This is a genomic window from Streptomyces sp. NRRL F-5123 (assembly GCF_000721495.1).
Classification (GTDB): Bacteria; Actinomycetota; Actinomycetes; order Streptomycetales; family Streptomycetaceae; genus Actinacidiphila.
On sequence record NZ_JOHY01000068.1, the window covers coordinates 26,203 to 43,616 of the forward strand.

Annotated in this window: 14 protein-coding genes; 3 read left to right on the forward strand and 11 right to left on the reverse strand. The window is 74.9% G+C overall.

Translation table 11 applies throughout. The annotated features are described in order from the left end of the window. Positions 1-25 precede the first annotated feature (25 nt). The 11 genes from pstS to IH54_RS0134055 form a co-directional block, all read right to left on the reverse strand. Positions 26-1,192: a phosphate ABC transporter substrate-binding protein PstS gene (gene pstS, locus IH54_RS0134005; RefSeq protein WP_031524491.1), complete on the reverse strand. Its 1,167-nt coding sequence runs from the start codon at positions 1,190-1,192 to the stop codon at positions 26-28. A gap of 794 nt (positions 1,193-1,986) precedes the next feature. Further along, positions 1,987-2,448, reverse strand: coding sequence for an NUDIX hydrolase (locus IH54_RS0134010; protein ID WP_052398171.1), 462 nt, complete (start codon positions 2,446-2,448; stop codon positions 1,987-1,989). Beyond that, complete coding sequence (locus IH54_RS0134015) at positions 2,445-3,515, reverse strand: CHAD domain-containing protein (protein WP_052398172.1); 1,071 nt, start codon at positions 3,513-3,515, stop codon at positions 2,445-2,447. Before IH54_RS0134015 ends, IH54_RS0134010 begins: the two co-directional genes overlap by 4 nt. Before the next feature lie 511 nt (positions 3,516-4,026). After that, a complete protein-coding gene (locus IH54_RS0134020; protein WP_078862740.1) occupies positions 4,027-6,258 on the reverse strand; it encodes an RNA degradosome polyphosphate kinase in 2,232 nt (743 codons plus the stop codon). Positions 6,259-6,811: 553 nt separating this feature from the next. Continuing rightward, positions 6,812-7,738 carry a mycothiol synthase gene (gene mshD, locus IH54_RS0134025; RefSeq protein WP_031524495.1) on the reverse strand — a complete coding sequence of 309 codons (927 nt, stop codon included), beginning with the start codon at positions 7,736-7,738 and terminating at the stop codon, positions 6,812-6,814. Then, positions 7,735-8,931: an MFS transporter gene (locus IH54_RS0134030; RefSeq protein WP_052398173.1), complete on the reverse strand. Its 1,197-nt coding sequence runs from the start codon at positions 8,929-8,931 to the stop codon at positions 7,735-7,737. Before IH54_RS0134030 ends, mshD begins: the two co-directional genes overlap by 4 nt. An 89-nt stretch (positions 8,932-9,020) precedes the next feature. Further along, positions 9,021-10,439 carry a sensor histidine kinase gene (locus IH54_RS0134035; protein WP_031524497.1) on the reverse strand — a complete coding sequence of 473 codons (1,419 nt, stop codon included), beginning with the start codon at positions 10,437-10,439 and terminating at the stop codon, positions 9,021-9,023. Beyond that, entirely contained in the window at positions 10,436-11,203 is a 768-nt protein-coding gene (locus IH54_RS0134040) for a response regulator transcription factor (RefSeq protein ID WP_031524498.1), read from the reverse strand. Before IH54_RS0134040 ends, IH54_RS0134035 begins: the two co-directional genes overlap by 4 nt. Before the next feature lie 138 nt (positions 11,204-11,341). After that, positions 11,342-12,571 (reverse strand): S1C family serine protease, encoded by a 1,230-nt coding sequence (locus IH54_RS0134045; protein ID WP_031524499.1) that lies wholly within the window; start codon positions 12,569-12,571, stop codon positions 11,342-11,344. 155 nt (positions 12,572-12,726) lie between these two features. Further along, positions 12,727-13,749, reverse strand: coding sequence for a LacI family DNA-binding transcriptional regulator (locus tag IH54_RS0134050; protein WP_031524500.1), 1,023 nt, complete (start codon positions 13,747-13,749; stop codon positions 12,727-12,729). A gap of 43 nt (positions 13,750-13,792) precedes the next feature. Continuing rightward, positions 13,793-14,551 (reverse strand): response regulator transcription factor, encoded by a 759-nt coding sequence (locus IH54_RS0134055; protein WP_031524501.1) that lies wholly within the window; start codon positions 14,549-14,551, stop codon positions 13,793-13,795. A gap of 93 nt (positions 14,552-14,644) precedes the next feature. Between IH54_RS0134055 and IH54_RS0134060 the strand changes: the two genes are divergently transcribed. The 3 genes from IH54_RS0134060 to IH54_RS42585 all read left to right on the forward strand — a co-directional run bounded on the left by IH54_RS0134060 (position 14,645) and on the right by IH54_RS42585 (position 17,391). After that, positions 14,645-15,472: an alpha/beta fold hydrolase gene (locus IH54_RS0134060; protein WP_031524502.1), complete on the forward strand. Its 828-nt coding sequence runs from the start codon at positions 14,645-14,647 to the stop codon at positions 15,470-15,472. Positions 15,473-15,604: 132 nt separating this feature from the next. Continuing rightward, entirely contained in the window at positions 15,605-15,898 is a 294-nt protein-coding gene (locus IH54_RS0134065; protein ID WP_031524503.1) for a MoaD/ThiS family protein, read from the forward strand. Next, complete coding sequence (locus tag IH54_RS42585) at positions 15,895-17,391, forward strand: hypothetical protein (RefSeq protein WP_031524504.1); 1,497 nt, start codon at positions 15,895-15,897, stop codon at positions 17,389-17,391. Before IH54_RS0134065 ends, IH54_RS42585 begins: the two co-directional genes overlap by 4 nt. Positions 17,392-17,414 lie beyond the last annotated feature (23 nt).

Below are 17,414 nucleotides of genomic sequence, written 5' to 3' on the forward strand. Positions count from 1 at the left end.
GGGCCGCGGGACCCGTCGCGCGAGGTCAGGAGAGCGAACCGACGGTGGTGCGCACCTTGGTCGCGATCTCCGTCGGGAGCGGGGCGTAGCCGGCGGCGGACAGCTTCTGCTGGCCCTGCTCGCTGGCGATGTAGTTCAGGAAGGACTTGGTCAGCGCGAGCGTGTCGGCCTTGTTGCCCTTGTCGCAGGCGATCTCGTAGGTCACCAGGACGATCGGGTAGGCGTTCGGCTCCTTGGTGGTGTACGCGGCGCTCAGGTCCAGGGCCAGGTCGGAGCCCGTGCCGACGACCTTCGCGGCACCGATGCCCGCGGAGGCGTTGGCCGTGGTGGCCTCGACCGGCTGCGGGGCGCCGGTGTTGATCTTGACCGTGGGGATGCTGTTGGCGGTCGCGTAGGACAGCTCGAAGTAGCCGAGCGAGCCCTCGGTCTGCTTCACCAGCGCGGCGACACCGGAGGACTTCGGGGCGGCCTGGCCACCCTTGGCGGCCCATGCCTTGGCGTGCTCGTACGGCCAGTCGGCGGGGGCGGAGCCCTTGAGGAACTTGGTCAGGTTGTCGGTGGTGCCGGAGTCGTCCTGGCGGTGCACCGACTGGATCTTGGTGCTCGGGAGCTTGGCGCCCGGGTTGAGCTTGGCGATGGCCGCGTCGTTCCAGGAGGTGATCTTGCCGTTGAAGATCTTCGCCAGGGTCGAGCCGTCCAGGACCAGGTTGTCCACGCCGGGCAGGTTGTAGCCGATGGCGATCGGGCCGCCGACCATCGGTATGTTGATGCCCTGGCCGCCGGTGCAGACCTTCTTCGACGCGTCGACCTCTTCCGGCTTCAGCGGCGAGTCGGAGCCCGCGAAGGCGTCCGTGCCCTGGTTGAAGTCGACGATGCCCTCGCCGGACGACGACGTCTTGTAGTTGACCGTCGCGCCCTTGCAGGCCTGCTGGTAGTCCTTGACCCAGGCCTCGATCGCGTTCTGCTGGGCGCTGGAGCCGGAAGCCTTGATCTGGCCGGTGGCGCAGGTGATGCCCAGCGCGTTGGCGTCACCGCCCGAGCCGCCGGTGGTGCTGGCCGCCGAGGTCGACGTGTCCGAACCGCTGCTGTCGCTGTTGTCGTCCGAGCCGCAGGCGGACAGGACCAGCGCACCGGTAATCGCGACCGCGCCGACGGTCAGGGCCCGCAGCCCGCTCTTACGCTGAAGCTTCACCTTCGTGTGTTCCTTCCGAGAGCCCGCCGGTGCACGGCGAAGCAGAGGGTTGGTGATTCTGCGTCTGGCGGCTGACGCGCCGCCGGTAAGGCCGAAATTAGGCAGATCAGGTGAAGCGACCCTCGGGGCCGAGTGAACGCCGGGTGAACCTCACCCGTCAGCCCGGTGATGGCCCTTTCGGGCCCCCGAGGGCCCGCCCCTCCACCCGCGGGGCGCCCCTTCCCGCCCTGCGCTTCGCGCTGCCGCGCGGGGTGAGCGGTTTGCGCTGCCGCGCGGGTGGGCGGTTTGCGCTGCCGCGCGGGGCGGGCGTTTTCGGGTGCGGCTGCGCTGCGGGCGGGCGTTTCGCGCTGCCGCGCGGGGTGAGCGTTTTCGGGTGCGGCTGCGCTGCGGGCGGGCGTTTCGCGCTGCCGCGCGGGGTGAGCGTTTTTAGGGGCGCGGGGAACTGCGCTCCCCCAGAGCTTCGCCTGGGCGGTGCCCCCAGCCCCCACCGGGGCGCGGGTAGTCACCGGCCCGAAGGGGCAGTTGCTGCCCGTTTCCGGACCACCGGCCGGTGGGTGGTTGCTCGCGCAGTTCCCCGCGCCCCTAAAACCGCCCGCCCGGCGGTGCAGCCGCACCCGGAGAACGCCCGCCCGGCGGTGCAGCCGCACCCGAAAGCGCACGCCCCGCGCGGCAGCGCAAAACGCCCGCCCGGCAGGGCGGAAACGGGCCGCCCGGCGCGGCAGCGCAAACCGCCCGCCCGGCGGTGCAGCCGCACCCGAAAGCGCACGCCCGGCGCGGCGCGGCGCAGGCGCGGTCTAGAAACGCTCCCCCGGCGGGGGAAGGTCACCTCCCGGGGAGGCCAGCGCCAGCAGGAGGGCATCGATCAAGGGCCGGTCGCGGTCGTGGGTGAGGCGGTGGCGGGCGGCCGACGGGGGGAGCCAGACCATCGCGTCCACCTCCGCGTTCGCGGCGAAGCCGCCCGCGTGCGCCCGGGCCGCCCAGTAGCGGACCTCCTTGGGGCGGCCCGCGACGAGGTAGTGGCGGGAGGGCAGCGCGGCGCCGAGCTCGCAGTCGAGGCCGGTCTCCTCGCGGGTCTCGCGCAGCGCCGCCGCGGCGAAGCCCTCACCGCGCTTGAGCTTGCCCTTGGGCAGGCTCCAGTCGTCGTAGCGGGGGCGGTGGATCAGCGCGACCTCGATGCCGCCCGGCGCGGCGCGCCACAGGACGGTGCCCGCCGCGCGTACGGCGGAGCCTTCCTGGCCGGGAGGGGGTGCGGTCATTCCCGGCGCGCCCCCGGGAGGGAGGGCTGCCACAGCCGGGAGAAGGCGAAGCGCGCGGCCTCGACCTCGTGCCGCTGGTCGGCGTGCAGGACGCCGAGGGCGTACGCGGTCGCCGGCGCGATGCGCGGGGTGCGGGCCGCGGCGGCGACGGCCGCGGCGGACTCGGCGGCTTCGCGGTGGCGCTCCAGCAGCCGGGCGGCGTCGGCGAGCCGCTGCCGGTCGGGGCCGTCGCCCTCGGCCCGGGTCACCTCGACGGCGTAGCGGCTGAGCCGCAGCAGCACACGGACCTGGTGCCAGGGCGCGTCCTGGAGGTCGGCAGTCAGGTCGGCGCCGAGCGAGGCCTGGACGGCGTCGGCGTTGTACGGGTGGGCGGCGCGGTGCAGCGGCAGCGCGCCGACGGCGTCGGTGAGCCGCAGGTACGCCTGCCCGGCGAGCTGCGGCAGTACGCCCGCGGCGGGCGCGGCGGCGGCGGGGGAGAGCGGCACCTCGGAGGCGAGCACGGCGATGGCGTCGGCCAGCGCGTGGAACCGCGAGGAGCCCATGGCCTGCAAGGACGCCGAGTGGGCGCGGGTGCGGGCCAGGGTGAGCTGGCGCTCCAGCAGGGCGCCGGCGCGGGCGGCGCCCAGCGCGAGCGGCCCCCCGCCGGAAGCGGGCGGCGCCGGCGGTGCGGGCGCGCCGGTCCTGGAGGTCCTGGCGGCGCCGGAGCCCCCCGCGAGCACCGGCTCCTGCCCCTCGGGCGCGGCGACCGACAGCCGCCGCAGCGCATCGAGCAGCCGCGCCAGCCGGCCGGCGTGCTGCGGCTCGCGGCCCAGCGTGCTGGACAGCCACGCCAGTTCGGCGCGCAGCGGCTCGGCCCACGCCGGGTCGGTGAGCGACCCGAAGGTGTGCAGCGCCCCGCCGATCCGCCGGGCGCTGCCGCGCAGCAGCGCGTCGGCCTCCGCCTCGTTCTCGCCGCGCAGGCTGAGCCCGCGCAGGAAGCTCCCGGCACGTTCGTGCAGGTAGCGGGTCAGCACCTCGCCGGCGGTTCCCCCGGCCTGCGGCATGACGTCGTACGGTTCGGCGTTCATGATGGTGCTGGTCCCCGTGTCCCCGTTGTCTGCCGGTGCCCTGCCGCCACGGGCGGGCAGCAGGCGCGGTTGCCTGATCCTGCTCGGTACTCCCGCCGCCCCTTCCGGCGGCGGATGCGTCGACGACTCCCCCCGCACGCCCGCCCCAGCGCCGCCCGTGCGGGCGGCGGTTTGCGTACCCGCGGCCCGGGCGCCGGCGCCCGCGTGGCCCGAGGCCTGCGGCTCCGGTGCACCGGCGTCCTGTGCGTCGGAGGCCCGCGGGGCCGGTCCGGCGGCGGGGTCGCCGCCGGGGTGCATGCCCGCGCCGCCCGTGCGGGCGGCGGTTTGCGGACCCGGGGCCTCCCCCTCTCGCGCGTCCGGCCGCGTCGCCGCGGCCCCGCCGCGGTCCGCCCCCGCGTCGCCCGCGTGGCCCGAGGCATGGGGTTCCGCCGCCCCGGCGCCGTGCGCGGGAGGGCGCGGTGACGGGGGAGTCCCGTCCGCGGGGGCGTCGCCCGGGTGCGGGGGGACGGGGTCAGGTTGCTGCTGACGGGCCACGCCGGCGCCTCCGGGCGTCGATGAGCATCTCCTGGACGTTGCGCAGCGGGCGCCCGTCGGCGTCGGCGCTGTGGCGGGTCCAGTTCCCGTCGGCCGCCAGGTGCCAGGACGCCGTGGTGTCGGACATCCCGGTCTCCAGCAGGCGGTTCAGGGTGGCGCGGTGGGCCGGGTCGGCGACCCGGACGAGCGCCTCGATGCGGCGGTCGAGGTTGCGGTGCATCATGTCGGCGCTGCCGAGCCACACCTCGGGCTCGCCGCCGTTGCCGAAGGCGAAGATCCGGGAGTGCTCCAGGAAGCGCCCCAGCACGCTGCGCACCCGGATGTTCTCCGAGAGCCCCGGCACCCCCGGGCGTACCGCGCAGATGCCGCGGACCCAGATGTCCACCGGGACGCCGGCTTGCGAGGCGCGGTAGAGCGCGTCGATCACGGCCTCGTCGACGATCGAGTTGACCTTGATCCGGACGAAGGCGGGATGGCCGGCCTTGTGGTGCTCGATCTCGGCCGTGATGCGTGTGACCAGGCCGTCGCGCAGGCTGCGCGGGGCGACCAGCAGCCGGTTGTACGTGGCCCGGCGCGAGTAGCCGGACAGCCGGTTGAACAGGTGCGAGAGGTCCGCCCCCACCTGCGGGTCCGCGGTCAGCAGGCCCAGGTCCTCGTAGAGCCGGGCCGTCTTGGGGTGGTAGTTGCCGGTGCCGACGTGGCTGTAGCGGCGCAGCGTGTCGCCCTCCTGCCGGACGACCAGCGAGAGCTTGCAGTGCGTCTTGAGGCCCACGAGTCCGTACACCACATGGCAGCCGGCCTCCTCCAGCTTCCTGGCCCACTTGATGTTGGCCTGCTCGTCGAAGCGGGCCTTGATCTCGACCAGCACCAGCACCTGCTTGCCGGCCTCGGCCGCGTCGATCAGCGCGTCGACGATCGGCGAGTCGCCGGAGGTGCGGTAGAGGGTCTGCTTGATGGCCAGGACGTTCGGGTCGGCGGCCGCCTGGTCCAGGAAGGCCTGCACGGACGTCGAGAAGGAGTCGTACGGGTGGTGCAGCAGGATGTCGCGCTCGCGCATCGCCGCGAAGATGTCCGGCGCCGACGCCGACTCGACCTCCGCGAGGTCGCGGTGCGTGCCCGCGATGAACCGCTGGTACTTCAGCTCCGGCCGGTCCAGCCCGGCTATCGCGAACAGCCCCGTCAGGTCCAGCGGGCCGGGCAGCGGGTAGACCTCGGTGTGCTTCATCTTCAGCTCGTGCACGAGCAGGTCCAGCACGCGCGGTGCGATCGACTCCTCGACCTCCAGCCGCACGGGCGGGCCGAAGCGGCGCCGCATGAGCTCCTTCTCCAGCGCCTGGAGCAGGTTCTCCGCGTCGTCCTCCTCGACCTCCAGATCCTCGTTCCTGGTGACGCGGAACATGTGGTGGTCCAGCACGTCCATGCCGGGGAAGAGCTCTTCCAGATGCGCCGCGATCACGTCCTCCAGCGGTACGTACCGCTGCGGGCCCGCCTCCAGGAAGCGCGACAGGATCGGCGGCACCTTCACCCGCGCGAAGTGCTCGTGTCCGGACACCGGGTTGCGCACCACGACCGCGAGGTTCAGCGACAGGCCGGAGATGTACGGGAAGGGGTGCGCCGGGTCCACCGCGAGCGGGGTGAGCACCGGGAAGATCTGCTGCCGGAAGAGCGTCGCGAGCCGCGCCTGCTCCTTGTCGGTCAGCTCGCCCCAGCGGATGACGTGGATGCCCTCGTCCGCGAGCTGCGGGGCGACGTCGTTCTGGAAGCAGGCGGCGTGCCGGGCCATCAGCTCGCGGGATCTGGTGAGGATCAGGTCCAGCACGTCCTTGGGCTGCAGGCCGGACGCGGAGCGTGTCGCCACACCGGTCGCCATCCGGCGCTTCAGGCCCGCGACGCGGACCATGAAGAACTCGTCCAGGTTGCTCGCGAATATCGCCAGGAAGTTCGCCCGCTCCAGCAGCGGGGTGGCCGGGTCCTCGGCCAGCTCCAGCACACGCTCGTTGAAGGCGAGCCAGCTGCGCTCACGGTCGAGGAAGCGGCCCTCGGGGAGGGCCTCGCCGTACTCGCCGTCGTCGGCGGTGCCGCCCGCTTCCGGGTCGGGCTCCAGGCTCGGTACGACCCGGGGGTGGAAGGCGCCGAAGCCGTCGGCGTCGTCCTCGCCCTGCCCCGGCTGGGGCTGGACGGGGACGCTGGGGTGATTCGTCTGGGCCATGATGTGCGAGCCCTCCTCCGGATCCGGCACGTCGTACGCGCGGCCGACACCCCCCGTCAGGCGGCCTCCAGCCGTCGTTCCATTGTCTCGTGCGGAGGTGCCTTCCGGCAGGTCGGGGGAGTTCGGCCGGTGGGGGGCGGCGGGTTGCATCCTGCGATGCTGGCGGTTGCGGTTGAACCGCCGGTAACGAGAGTCTTGCCGTCAGGCAAGCGCAGCGCCTCCGGCGGGGGTGCCGTCGCCTCGCGGGGTGACCCCCTCGGACCTTCGTTCCCTTACGCCGGGCGGGTGACCCTCCGCCCTGCCGGGCGGGATGTGTACCGGGACCGTCCGCCGGCGGGTGGTTGCGCGCGCAGTTTCCCGCGCCCCTTCGCCCCGGGCTGCCACTTGCGGTGGCGTTCGCGATCTTCCACCGGTGGTGGGCTGGTTGCGCAGTTCTCCCCCAGGCGAAGCTCTGGGGGAGAACTGCGCGCGCAACCCACCACCGGCGGAAGGTCGCGCAAAGCACCCCCGGTGGCACCCCGGAGCGGAACCCGGCGGCCCCAGCGGGTAGCGGTCAGCTCTCCGTGCGGTACATGAGGTCGACCTCGTGGGTGGTGAAGCCGAGGCGTTCGTAGACGGAGACGGCCGCGGTGTTGTCGGCGTCGACGTAGAGGAGGACGCCGGGGAGGGCGCGGTCGGCCGCGAGGTGGCGCAGGCCGATCGTGGTGAGGGCGCGGCCGAGGCCGCCGCCCTGCTCGCCGGGGGCGACGGCCACCACGTACACCTCGCCGAGGCCCACGTCGGCGTGCACCTTCGTCCAGTGGAAGCCCACGAGGCGGTCGCCGCGGAAGGCGAGGAAGAAGCCGGCGGGGTCGAACCAGGGCTCCGCCTTGCGGTCGTCGAGGTCGCGCTGCGTGAGGGAGCCCTGCTCGGGGTGGTGGGCGAAGGCGGCGGCGTTGACGGCGAGCCACGCCGCGTCGTCCTCGCCGGGGCGGAAGGTACGGACGGTGACGCCCTCGGGGAGGACGGGCGCGGGCAGCCCCGAGAGGTCCGCGTCCAGCGGCCGCCGCATCTGCCGCAGCTCGCGGAAGAGCTGCAGGCCCAGCTGCACGGACAGGTGCCGGGCGGCGGGGTGGCCGCCGTGCGCCCAGACGCGCAGCCGCCGGGCTGTCGCGGTGAGCAGCGCGTCGCCGAGGGCCCGCCCGTGGCCGTGCAGCCGGTGCCGCGGGTGGACGAGGAATTCCGCGGCGGGCGCCTCGACCGGGTCGGTGTCCTCGACCTGCGCGTAGCCGGCGAGCACCTCCTCGTCGCCGTCGCCCTCGGGGACCCGCAGCAGCAGGTGGCGCACGCCGGGGCGGCCGGGGTGCCGTACGTGCAGCCGGCCCTGCTCGGACACCGCGGGCTGGCCGTCGGCCGCCGCGGCGTCCTCGATCAGGTCCAGCACCGCGCGCGCGGTGCCGGCGGGCAGTTCGGTCAGGGTGTCGATCCGCCGGGCGCTCATGCCGGAATCGTACGGGCCCGGTCCGCGCGGTCCGCGGCGGGCACGGCCCCGTGTACCGGAATCAGCCCGGCGGAGGCGCATGTGGCGGCCGCGGCGAGGGCGAAGCCCGGCCAGTACCCGGCGGCGCTGATGAGGGCGGCCATCAGCGGCGGCACGACCGCGGCGGTGAAGTTCTGCCCCGTGTTGTGGACGCCCAGTGCCCGCCCGGACCAGGCGGGGCCGGCGTGCTCGGCGGTGGAGGTGAAGGACAGTCCGTTGGTGCTGGAGGTGATGCCGATCGCGGCGACCAGCAGGGCCGGCGTCAGCGGCGACGGGAAGGCGGCGCCCAGCGCGGTCGCGCCGACGACGGCCCCGGTCAGCAGCGCCAGCTGCCGCATGGGCCGCAGCCTGCTGCCGACCCGGTCGGACCACCGCCCGACCAGGATGCGCGACAGCGCCCCCAGCCCCTGCGCGGCGGCGATGAGCTGCCCGGCGTGCACGGGCGTCCAGCCGCGTACGTCCACCAGCAGCACCAGCGCGAAGGCACCGGCGGTGAACTGCGGGATGACCAGCAGCGCGGCGGAGCCGTGGATGCGCCACAGCAGGCTCGACCCGCGGTACGGGTTGGGCGCGGGCCCGGCCGCGGCGGCCTGCGGGCGGGCCGGGTCGGCGGCGAAGAGGGCGATCAGTACGGCGATGGCCCCGCACGTCACGGCCAGGAAGCCGAAGGCGCCCGGCAGCCCGTGCCCGTCGGCCAGCGGCGGCATGGCCAGCGCGGCCACGCCCATGCCCAGCGGTGTGGAGGTCTGCCGGATGCCCATCGCGAGCCCCCGCTGCTCCTTGCCGAACCAGCCCATGACCAGCCGCCCGCTCGCGGAGTAGACGGACGCCCCGGCGGCCCCGGCCACGGCGAGCAGCGCCCCGAGAGCGACCATGCTGTGCACGCCCCACGCGGCGGCGGCCAGCGCCCCGGCGGCTCCGCCGAGCCCGGCGGCGATGACCACCCGCTCGCCCCAGCGGTCGGCGGCGGCGCCCCACCCGTACAGCGCGAGCACCAGGCCCACCGTGGGGCAGGCGACGAGCACGCCGACCTGCGTGAGCGTGAGCCCCTCGCGTCCGCGCAGGTCGTCGGCCAGGTACGGCACTCCGTAGACGAAGGCGCAGGCCGCGGTCTGCGCGGCCGTCCCCAGCCCCAACATGATCCAACGCCGCATGTCCGGCGCACCTCCCCGATGTGGATGGTGCGCGCAAGTATTCTCCGTTCGCCGGGATGTGAGACGGTAATTCCGTATAGTGAGACGCCTCAGGTCTCCGGGAGCGTCTCCGGCGGGGCCGTGGGGGCGCCGGGGAGCTGCACGGTCGCCAGTGTGCCGCCGCCCTCGGCGGGTGCGAGGGTGACCGTGCCGCCCGCCTGCTGGACGGTGCGGGCCACGATCGACAGCCCCAGCCCGCTGCCCGGCAGCGAGCGCGCGGTGGGCGAGCGCCAGAAGCGCTCGAAGACGTGCGGCAGCTCCTCCGCCGGGATGCCCGGCCCGTGGTCGCGCACGCTGAGCCGCCCCTCGTGCAGGGCGACGTCGATCGCGCCGGACGGCGGGCTGAACTTCACCGCGTTGTCCAGCAGGTTCACGATGGCCCGCTCCAGCGCCGCCGCCTCGCCCCGCACGTACCAGGGCGCGAGGTCCGCGCCGATCGTCAGGCCGGGGCCGCGCAGCCGGGCGCGGCGCAGCGCGGTCCCGGCGATCTCGTGCAGCGGCACCACGGTGAGGGAGGGGGCGGCCGCGTCGGCCCTGCTGAGCTCCTGGAGGTCGCCGATCAGCGCGGCCAGCTCCGTCATCTGCGCCTTGACCGACGCCAGCAGCGCCCGCCGGTCCTCCGGTGGGATGGCCCGGCCGGTCGCCTCGCTGCGCTCCAGCAGCTCGATGTTGGTGCGCAGCGACGTCAGCGGGGTGCGCAGCTCGTGCCCGGCGTCGGCGATGAGCTGCTGCTGGCGGTCCCGCGAGGACGCGAGCGCCGCGGTCATCGCGTTGAAGGACTGCCCGAGCCGGGCGATCTCGTCCTCGCCCTCGACGGGGAGCCGGACGTTCAGGTCCTCGGTCGCGGCGACGTGCTCGACGGCCTCGGTCAGCCGGTCCACCGGCCGCAGCCCGGTCCGCGCGACCCACAGCCCCGCGGTCGCCGCGCCCACCACCCCGATCCCGGCGACGGCGAGCAGCAGCCACGCGAGCTTCGTGAGCGGGTCGGTGACGTCGCTGAGCGGCCGCGCCACGGAGACCGCGGCGGGCACGCCGTTCACCACGATGTTGGTGGGCGCGGTGTACACCCGCAGCTTGTGCCCGTCGGCGGTGACGGTGTGCAGCGCGCCGTCCGGCAGCTGCTGGGACGCGACCTGGCGGTCGGCGTCGGTGACCGGGATGGTGATGTGCCCCTGCACCCAGCAGGACGTCCCGTCGGCCAGCACGACCTGCGCCGAGGTGGTCGTCGAGATGAAACGGCCGGGGGCGTCGCTCCGGGCCGGGGCGTTCGGGTGGCAGCCGTCCTGCCGCAGGGTGTTGTTGATCACCCCGAACGAGATGGTGTCCGGTTGCCGCAGCGACTTGTCCAGCTCCTCCATGAGCTGGTCCCGCGTGATGAACCAGCACGCGAACGCCGCCGCCGCGACCGCGACCGCCACCGCGGCGGCCGTCAGCAGGGCCAGCCGGGAGCGCAGGGCGAGCCGTCTCACGCGTGACCGCCCTCCGGTGCACGCAGCACGTAGCCGACGCCGCGCACGGTGTGGACCAGGCGCGGCAGCCCGCCGGCCTCGGTCTTGCGGCGCAGGTACATCACGTAGACGTCGAGGGAGTTCGAGGACGGCTCGAAGTCGAAGCCCCACACGGCCTTGAGGATCTGCTCGCGGGTGAGGACCTGCCGCGGGTGGGTGAGGAACAGCTCCAGCAGGGTGTATTCGGTGCGGGTCAGCTCGACCGGGGTGCCGCCGCGGGCGACCTCGCGGGTCGTGACGTCCATCCGCAGGTCGGCGAAGGACAGCACCTGCTCGGCGCCGCCGCCGCCCGCGGCCGCCGCCGTGGCGTAGGAGCTGCGGCGCAGCAGGGCGCGCAGCCGGGCGAGCAGCTCGTCCAGCTCGAAGGGCTTGACGAGGTAGTCGTCGGCGCCCGCGTCGAGACCGGTGACCCGGTCGCCGACGGTGTCGCGGGCGGTGAGCATGAGGATGGGCGTGGTCACCCCGGTCGCGCGCAGCCGGCGGGCGGTGGTCAGGCCGTCCATCCGCGGCATGAGCACGTCCAGCACGATCGCGTCCGGGTGGTACGCGTCGACGGCGTCGAGCGCCGCGAGGCCGTCGGCGGCCAGCTCGGTGTCGTAGCCCTCGAAGGCCAGGCTCCGCCGCAGGGCCTCGCGCACGGCGGGCTCGTCGTCGACGACCAGGACGCGGGCGGCGGTCTCGCCGGCGTCTGAGGTGCCGGGTGCGGAGCCGGGACCAGTGTTCATCTGCATCCTCGCGGGGAAACGGGGCCGGGTACGGGCCGGCTTCAGGGACGGGGGCGGGCGGTACGGGAGCGCGGTGCGGGCGGGGCCGGCCCCCGGGGGAGCCGGCGTCCCAGCCTCGCACGCCGCTGACCGACCGCGTCAGCTCGTGCCGTTCGTCCCGCTCGTGCTGTCGGCGCCGCCCGCCCGCAGCGTGGGCAGGTCCGCCTTCACGGTGTTGACCGGGATCGCGAAGCCGAGGCCGACGCTGCCCGACGACGACGAGGAGGAGCCGTCGGAGGAGGAGTCGGAGTACATGGCCGAGTTGATGCCGATGATCTGGCCGGCCATGTTGATGAGGGCGCCGCCGGAGTTGCCGGGGTTGAGCGAGGCGTCGGTCTGGATCGCCTTGTACGTCGTGGTGGAGCTGCCGGTGTCGCCGTTGTACTGGTTGCCGCCGAAGGAGAAGGGCCACTGGTCGCCGCCCCGGCCGCCGTTGCCGCCCTGGCCGAAGCCCTGGCTGTTCTGGTTCTGGCCGGTCTCGACCGGCACGGTGACCTCGCGGTTGAGCGCCGAGACGATGCCGCTGGTCACGGTGTTGCTGAGGCCCTCGGGGGAGCCGATGGCGACGACCTGGTCGCCGATGGCCACCGAGGAGGAGTCGCCGAGCGTTGCGGCGGGCAGGTTCGAGGCGCCCTGGATCTTGATGAGCGCGAGGTCCTTCTTGGCGTCGGTGCCGACCACCTTCGCGGCGGCGGACTTGCCCGAGGCGTAGGTGACGCTGATCTGCTGGGCGCCGGCGACCACGTGGTTGTTGGTGACGACCTGGCCGTCCGCGGTGATGATCACGCCGGAGCCGGTCGCCTTGCCCTGGCTGGAGCTTGCGGTGATCTCGACGACGCTGGGGTCGACGGCCTTGACGACGCCGGCCACGGTGCCGTCCAGCGCGGCGGCGTTGACCGCGGCGGAGCTGGTGGCGGCGGCGTGCACGGAGCCGCTCGCGGAGTCGCCGGTGGCGTGTCCGATGAAGGCGCCGACGCCGCCGCCGATCAGGCCGGCCGCGACCGCCGCGGCCGCCATGAGCGCGACGGGCCGGGGCACCCGGCGCCGCCGGGCGGGGGCGGCGGGCTCGCCGAAGGGACCGGGGGCCGCCGCCTGGCCGTACGGGTCGTAAGGGGGCGGCGGCGGGAAGCCGGGGTGGCCGCCGGCGGGGTGGACGGTGCCGGACAGGACCGGGGTCTCCGGCGGCTGGGGGCCGGACGGTGCCGGGGCGCCCTGCGCGTGGGGCTCGGACGGGGCCGGCGCGTCCGGCGCCCGGGACTCGGAGTAGAGCGGAAGCTGCGGGTCGTACGGGTACTGGGGTTCGCCGTTGCGGCTGCTCTCGTCGGTCATGTCTACGACTGTGCGGCCGGATTATGAGAGCGGGCTGAGCACACGCTGAGAAGCCCGGCAGAACCCCGTATGCCCGATATAAAGATAAGCGTCCGGCCGATCGGATCCCGCCCCGGACGGTGTGCCGGCCCCCGACCGCCCGGGCGGGCCACGGGTCAGTGGCAGCCGCAGGACTGCCGGACCACCAGCCGGGAAGGGAACTGCCGCAGCCGCTCGCGCCGTGCCCCCGGCACCCGCAGCGAGTCGTCCAGCACCGCGTCCACCGCCGCGCGCGCCATGCCCTGCCGGTCGGAGGCGACCGTGGTCAGCGGCGGGTCGGCGAGCGCGGCCTCCTTGACGTCGTCGAAGCCCGCGACCGCGAGTTCCTCGGGCACCTCGATGCGCAGCTCCCGCGCGGCCCGCAGCACGCCGAGCGCCTGGTCGTCCGTCGCGCAGAAGATCGCCGGCGGCCGGTCCGGGCCGGACAGCAGGCCGAGCGCGACCTCGTAGGCGTCGTAGCGGTTGTACGGGGCCTGGAAGAGCCGGCCCTCGGTGCTGCGCCCGGCCTCCTCCATCGCGCGCCGCCAGCCCTCGACGTGGTCGGTGACCGGGTCGCCGACCATGGGCGTGACCTCGGTGCCGCCCAGGCACGCGACGTACGGGTGGCCGTGCTCCAGCAGATGCCGCACCGCGAGCTGCGCGCCGCCGATGTCGTCGGTGCGCACCGCGATGTCGTCGATCGCCTCGGGCCGCTCGTGCAGCAGCACCACCCGGGCGTCCCACGCGTCGATCTCGGTGGCGGCGTTGTCGCTGAGGCCCTGGCTGATCAGGATCAGGCCGGAGACCCGCATGCCGAGGAAGGCCCGCAGGTAGTGCGTCTCGCGCTCGTCGAGGTAGTCGGAGTTCCCGACCAGCACCATCTTCCCGCGCTCGGACGCGGCCTGCTCGACGGCGTGCGCCATCTCCGCGAAGAACGGCTGGCGTGCGTCCGGCACGATCAGGCCGATCAGGTCGGTACGGCGGCTCGCCATCGCCTGGGCCACGCGGTCCGGGCGGTAGCCGAGCTGCTTGATGGCCGCGAGCACGCGCTCGCGGGTGGCCGGGGCTACCGGCCGGGGTCCGTTGTTGATGACGTAGCTGACGACCGCGGTGGAGGTCCCCGCCAGCCTGGCCACGTCGTCGCGCGTCACCTTGGGCACGACGGGAAGTCTACGCGTGTCTATCCGTTCGTCACACGGATTGTCATACCGTCTGCTCTGCGGACGAAGGGCTCCCGCGCCGGGCCGCCGGCTCGGCCGCCCCGGCGGCCTCCTCGGCACCCCGCTCGGCCTTCTCCGGGGTGACGAAACGGTAGCCGACGTTGCGCACCGTGCCGATCAACGACTCGTGCTCGACGCCGAGTTTGGCCCGCAGTCGCCGTACGTGCACGTCCACCGTGCGGGTGCCGCCGAAGTAGTCGTAGCCCCACACCTCCTGGAGCAGCTGGGCGCGGGTGAAGACCCGGCCCGGGTGCTGGGCGAGGTACTTCAGCAGCTCGAACTCCTTGAAGGTCAGGTCCAGGACCCGGCCCTTGAGCTTGGCGCTGTAGGTGGCCTCGTCGACCGACAGGTCGCCGTTGCGGATCTCCATCGGGCTGTCGTCCCCGGCGATCTGCTGGCGGCCCATCGCGAGCCGCAGCCGCGCCTCGACCTCCGCCGGGCCCGCGGTGTCCAGCAGCACGTCGTCGATGCCCCAGTCCGCGGTCACCGCGGCGAGGCCGCCCTCGGTGACGACGAGCACGAGCGGGCAGCCGGGTCCGGTCGAGCGCAGCAGCTGGCACAGGCTGCGGACCTGCGGCAGGTCGCGGCGCCCGTCGATGAGGATCACGTCGGCGCCCGGGGTGTCGACGAGGGCCGGGCCCTCGGCGGGGGCGACCCGCACGTTGTGCAGCAGCAGCCCGAGCGCGGGCAGCACCTCGGTGGACGGCTGGAGTGCGTTCGTCAGCAGCAGCAGAGAACTCACACGGATCTCCCGTCGGTCGGACCGGTGCAAAAAAGCACGAAAGGACCCGGGGGCGGCATTGCCCAGGTCCTCTTGCACGGAAGAATAGCCGACATGACCACCGCTGCCGACCCTCGCGACAGGCCTTTGTGTGTTTCCGCGCTCACTTCGGGTGGTCGGCGTGCCGTTCTGTTGACATCCGACGGCATCCCGATCGAAGCCGAACACCGCCCGGCGGCGGGCGGCGCGAAGGACCTCGCCGTCGTCGTCGCGCACGGCTTCACCGGCGCCCTGGAGCGCCCCGCGGTGCGCCGCGCGGCGGGTGTGCTCGGCGCCGAGGGCGGGGTCGTGACCTTCTCCTTCCGCGGTCACGGCGGCTCGGGCGGCCGCTCCACGGTCGGCGACCGCGAGGTCCTGGACCTGGACGCGGCGGTGGGCTGGGCGCGCAGGCTGGGCTACGCGCGCGTCGCGACGGTCGGCTTCTCGATGGGCGGCTCCGTGGTGCTCCGGCAAGCCGGGGCCGGGGCGGACGCGGGGCTGCGGCCGGTCGACGCGGTCGTGTCCGTCAGCTCGCCCGCCCGCTGGTACTACCGCGGTACGGCGCCGATGCGGCGGGTGCACTGGGTCATCACCCGGCCCGCGGGGCGGCTGGTGTCCCGGGTGGGCCTGGGCACCCGGATCCACACCCGCGACTGGGACCCGGTGCCGCGCTCGCCCGTCGAGTCCGTGCCGTACATCGCGCCCGTGCCGCTGTTGATCGTGCACGGCGACCGGGACGGCTACTTCCCGCTCGACCACCCCCTCTCGCTCGCCGCCGCGGCGGGCGGGGACGGCGCGGAGCTGTGGATCGAACGCGGCTTCGGGCACGCCGAGAACGCCGCGGACGCCCGGCTGCTCGGCCGCGTCGGCGCCTGGATCACCGCGAGCGGCGCGGGCCGGTGAGCCTCCGGTGACCCCGTGGGGCGGCGCGAAGGGCCATCATGGACGTCGCCGCACCCCGCAGGGGCGCGCGGCACCGTACGGACCGTACGAGCGGTAACAGCACCACGACGCACGATGAGGGACGGAGCCCCGATGGCCGCAACCGACACGGCCGCTCGCCCGGCAGCGGGCACGATCCGCTACTGGGCCGCCGCCAAGGCCGCCGCGGGCACGGCGGAGGAGGACTACCGCGCGGCGACGCTCGCCGACGCGCTGAACGCCGTCCGGCAGCGGCACGCCGGTCAGCCGGACTTCGCGCGCGTGCTGCGCCGCTGCTCCTTCCTCGTCGACGGCACCCCCGTCGGCACCCGCGACCACGCCGAGGTGCCGCTCCCGGACGGCGCGACCGTCGAGGTGCTGCCCCCCTTCGCGGGAGGCTCGGCATGAGCGACCACCGCGACGGCGGCCAGTACGGTTACGGCCCCGGCCCCGGCCAGGGCGACGCGCAGGGCCGCGGCCACGACGAGCGGGCCCACGGAGCCGCGCCCTACCCCGCCGACGGCGCCTACGTGCCCGAGCCGCTGCCCTCCGGGCCGCACCCGTACGCCGACCAGGGCACCCCCTTCGGCGCCCCGCCGCCCGGCGACGACTGGTCGGCCCACACCGCGGGACCGGACGGCACGGCGTACGGCAGCCCCGGCTACGGCGCGTCCGGCGACGGCTGGGGCGCCACCCCGCCGTCCGCCCACCCCTGGAACGCCCCGCAGCCCCCGTACACGGAGGCCGCCCCCGGCTACGGCACCGCGCAGCCCCCCTACGCCGACGGCGGACCCGGCTACGTCACGCCCGATCCCGCCCCCGGCTACGGCACCGCCGCCTACGGCGCGGACCCCGCCCCCGGCTACGGGACGCCGCCCGGCTACGACCCGGCCGCCCCCGGCCAGGTGCTCGGCCACGGCCCGCTCGGCTACGACGCCACCGGCGTGGACACCGGCGCCCCCTGGCAGTCGCAGCCCCACGAGCAGACCGCCCCGCACGCGTACGCCGCCGGGCCCGCCGAGGCCGAGCCGTACGCGGCCGAGCACACCGCCGTCCTGCCCACGGTCCCCGGCGCGGACGGCGCGGACGGCGCGGCCCCCGGCCCCCGTGCCGCCCGGCGCGGCGGCCCCGCGCCCGTACGGCCGGACGGGCGTACCGGCTCGCCGATCATCGCGCCCGGCATCCAGCCCGCCGCCCTCACCGCGGGGCTCGGCCTGCTGCTCGCGGGCGGCGCGGCGGTCGGCAAGCCGGGTCTCGCGGTCGTGCTGGTGCTGCTCCAGGCGGTCACGGCCGCCGGGTGGTTCCGGCTCAACGGCATGTGGCCCGCCCGGCAGGGCATCGTGCTGGCCTTCCTCGCGGGCGTGACCGCCGACATCGGCATGCTCGCCGCCGACGGGGACCACGCGCCCGCCGTGGTGCTGGGCACGCTCGGCGTATGGCTGCTGCTCGTGCTCGTGCTGCAGCTGCGCCACCACGGCAGCGCCGACGAGCGCCTGTCGTCCCTCACCGCGACCTCGGCCTCGACGCTGATCACCGTGCTGGCCTGCGGCTATCTGGCGACCCAGGTGTCGGACGCCGGTCACGGCCCGGTCGTCGCGGGTGCGGTGGCGGTCGCCGCCGCGGCGCTGGTGCGCGCGCTGCCGCTGCCCGGCGAGCCGGTCTCGCTCGGTGCGGCACTGCTCGCGGCCGCGGCGACGGGCGCGCTGACCGGACCGGCGGGCGATCTGGGCGCCGGGAAGGGCGTGCTGCTCGCGGTCGCGGCCGGGGCGTGCGCGCTGGTCGGGCTGCGGGTGGCGAGCTACGACTTCCCGTCCCGTTTCGTGCACTTCACCGCGGGGGTGGCCCTGCCGCTCACCGCCGCGGCACCCGTCGTCTACGCTCTGGGCCGCGCGCTGACCTGAGGTAACGGTTCGGAGCCGGGGGG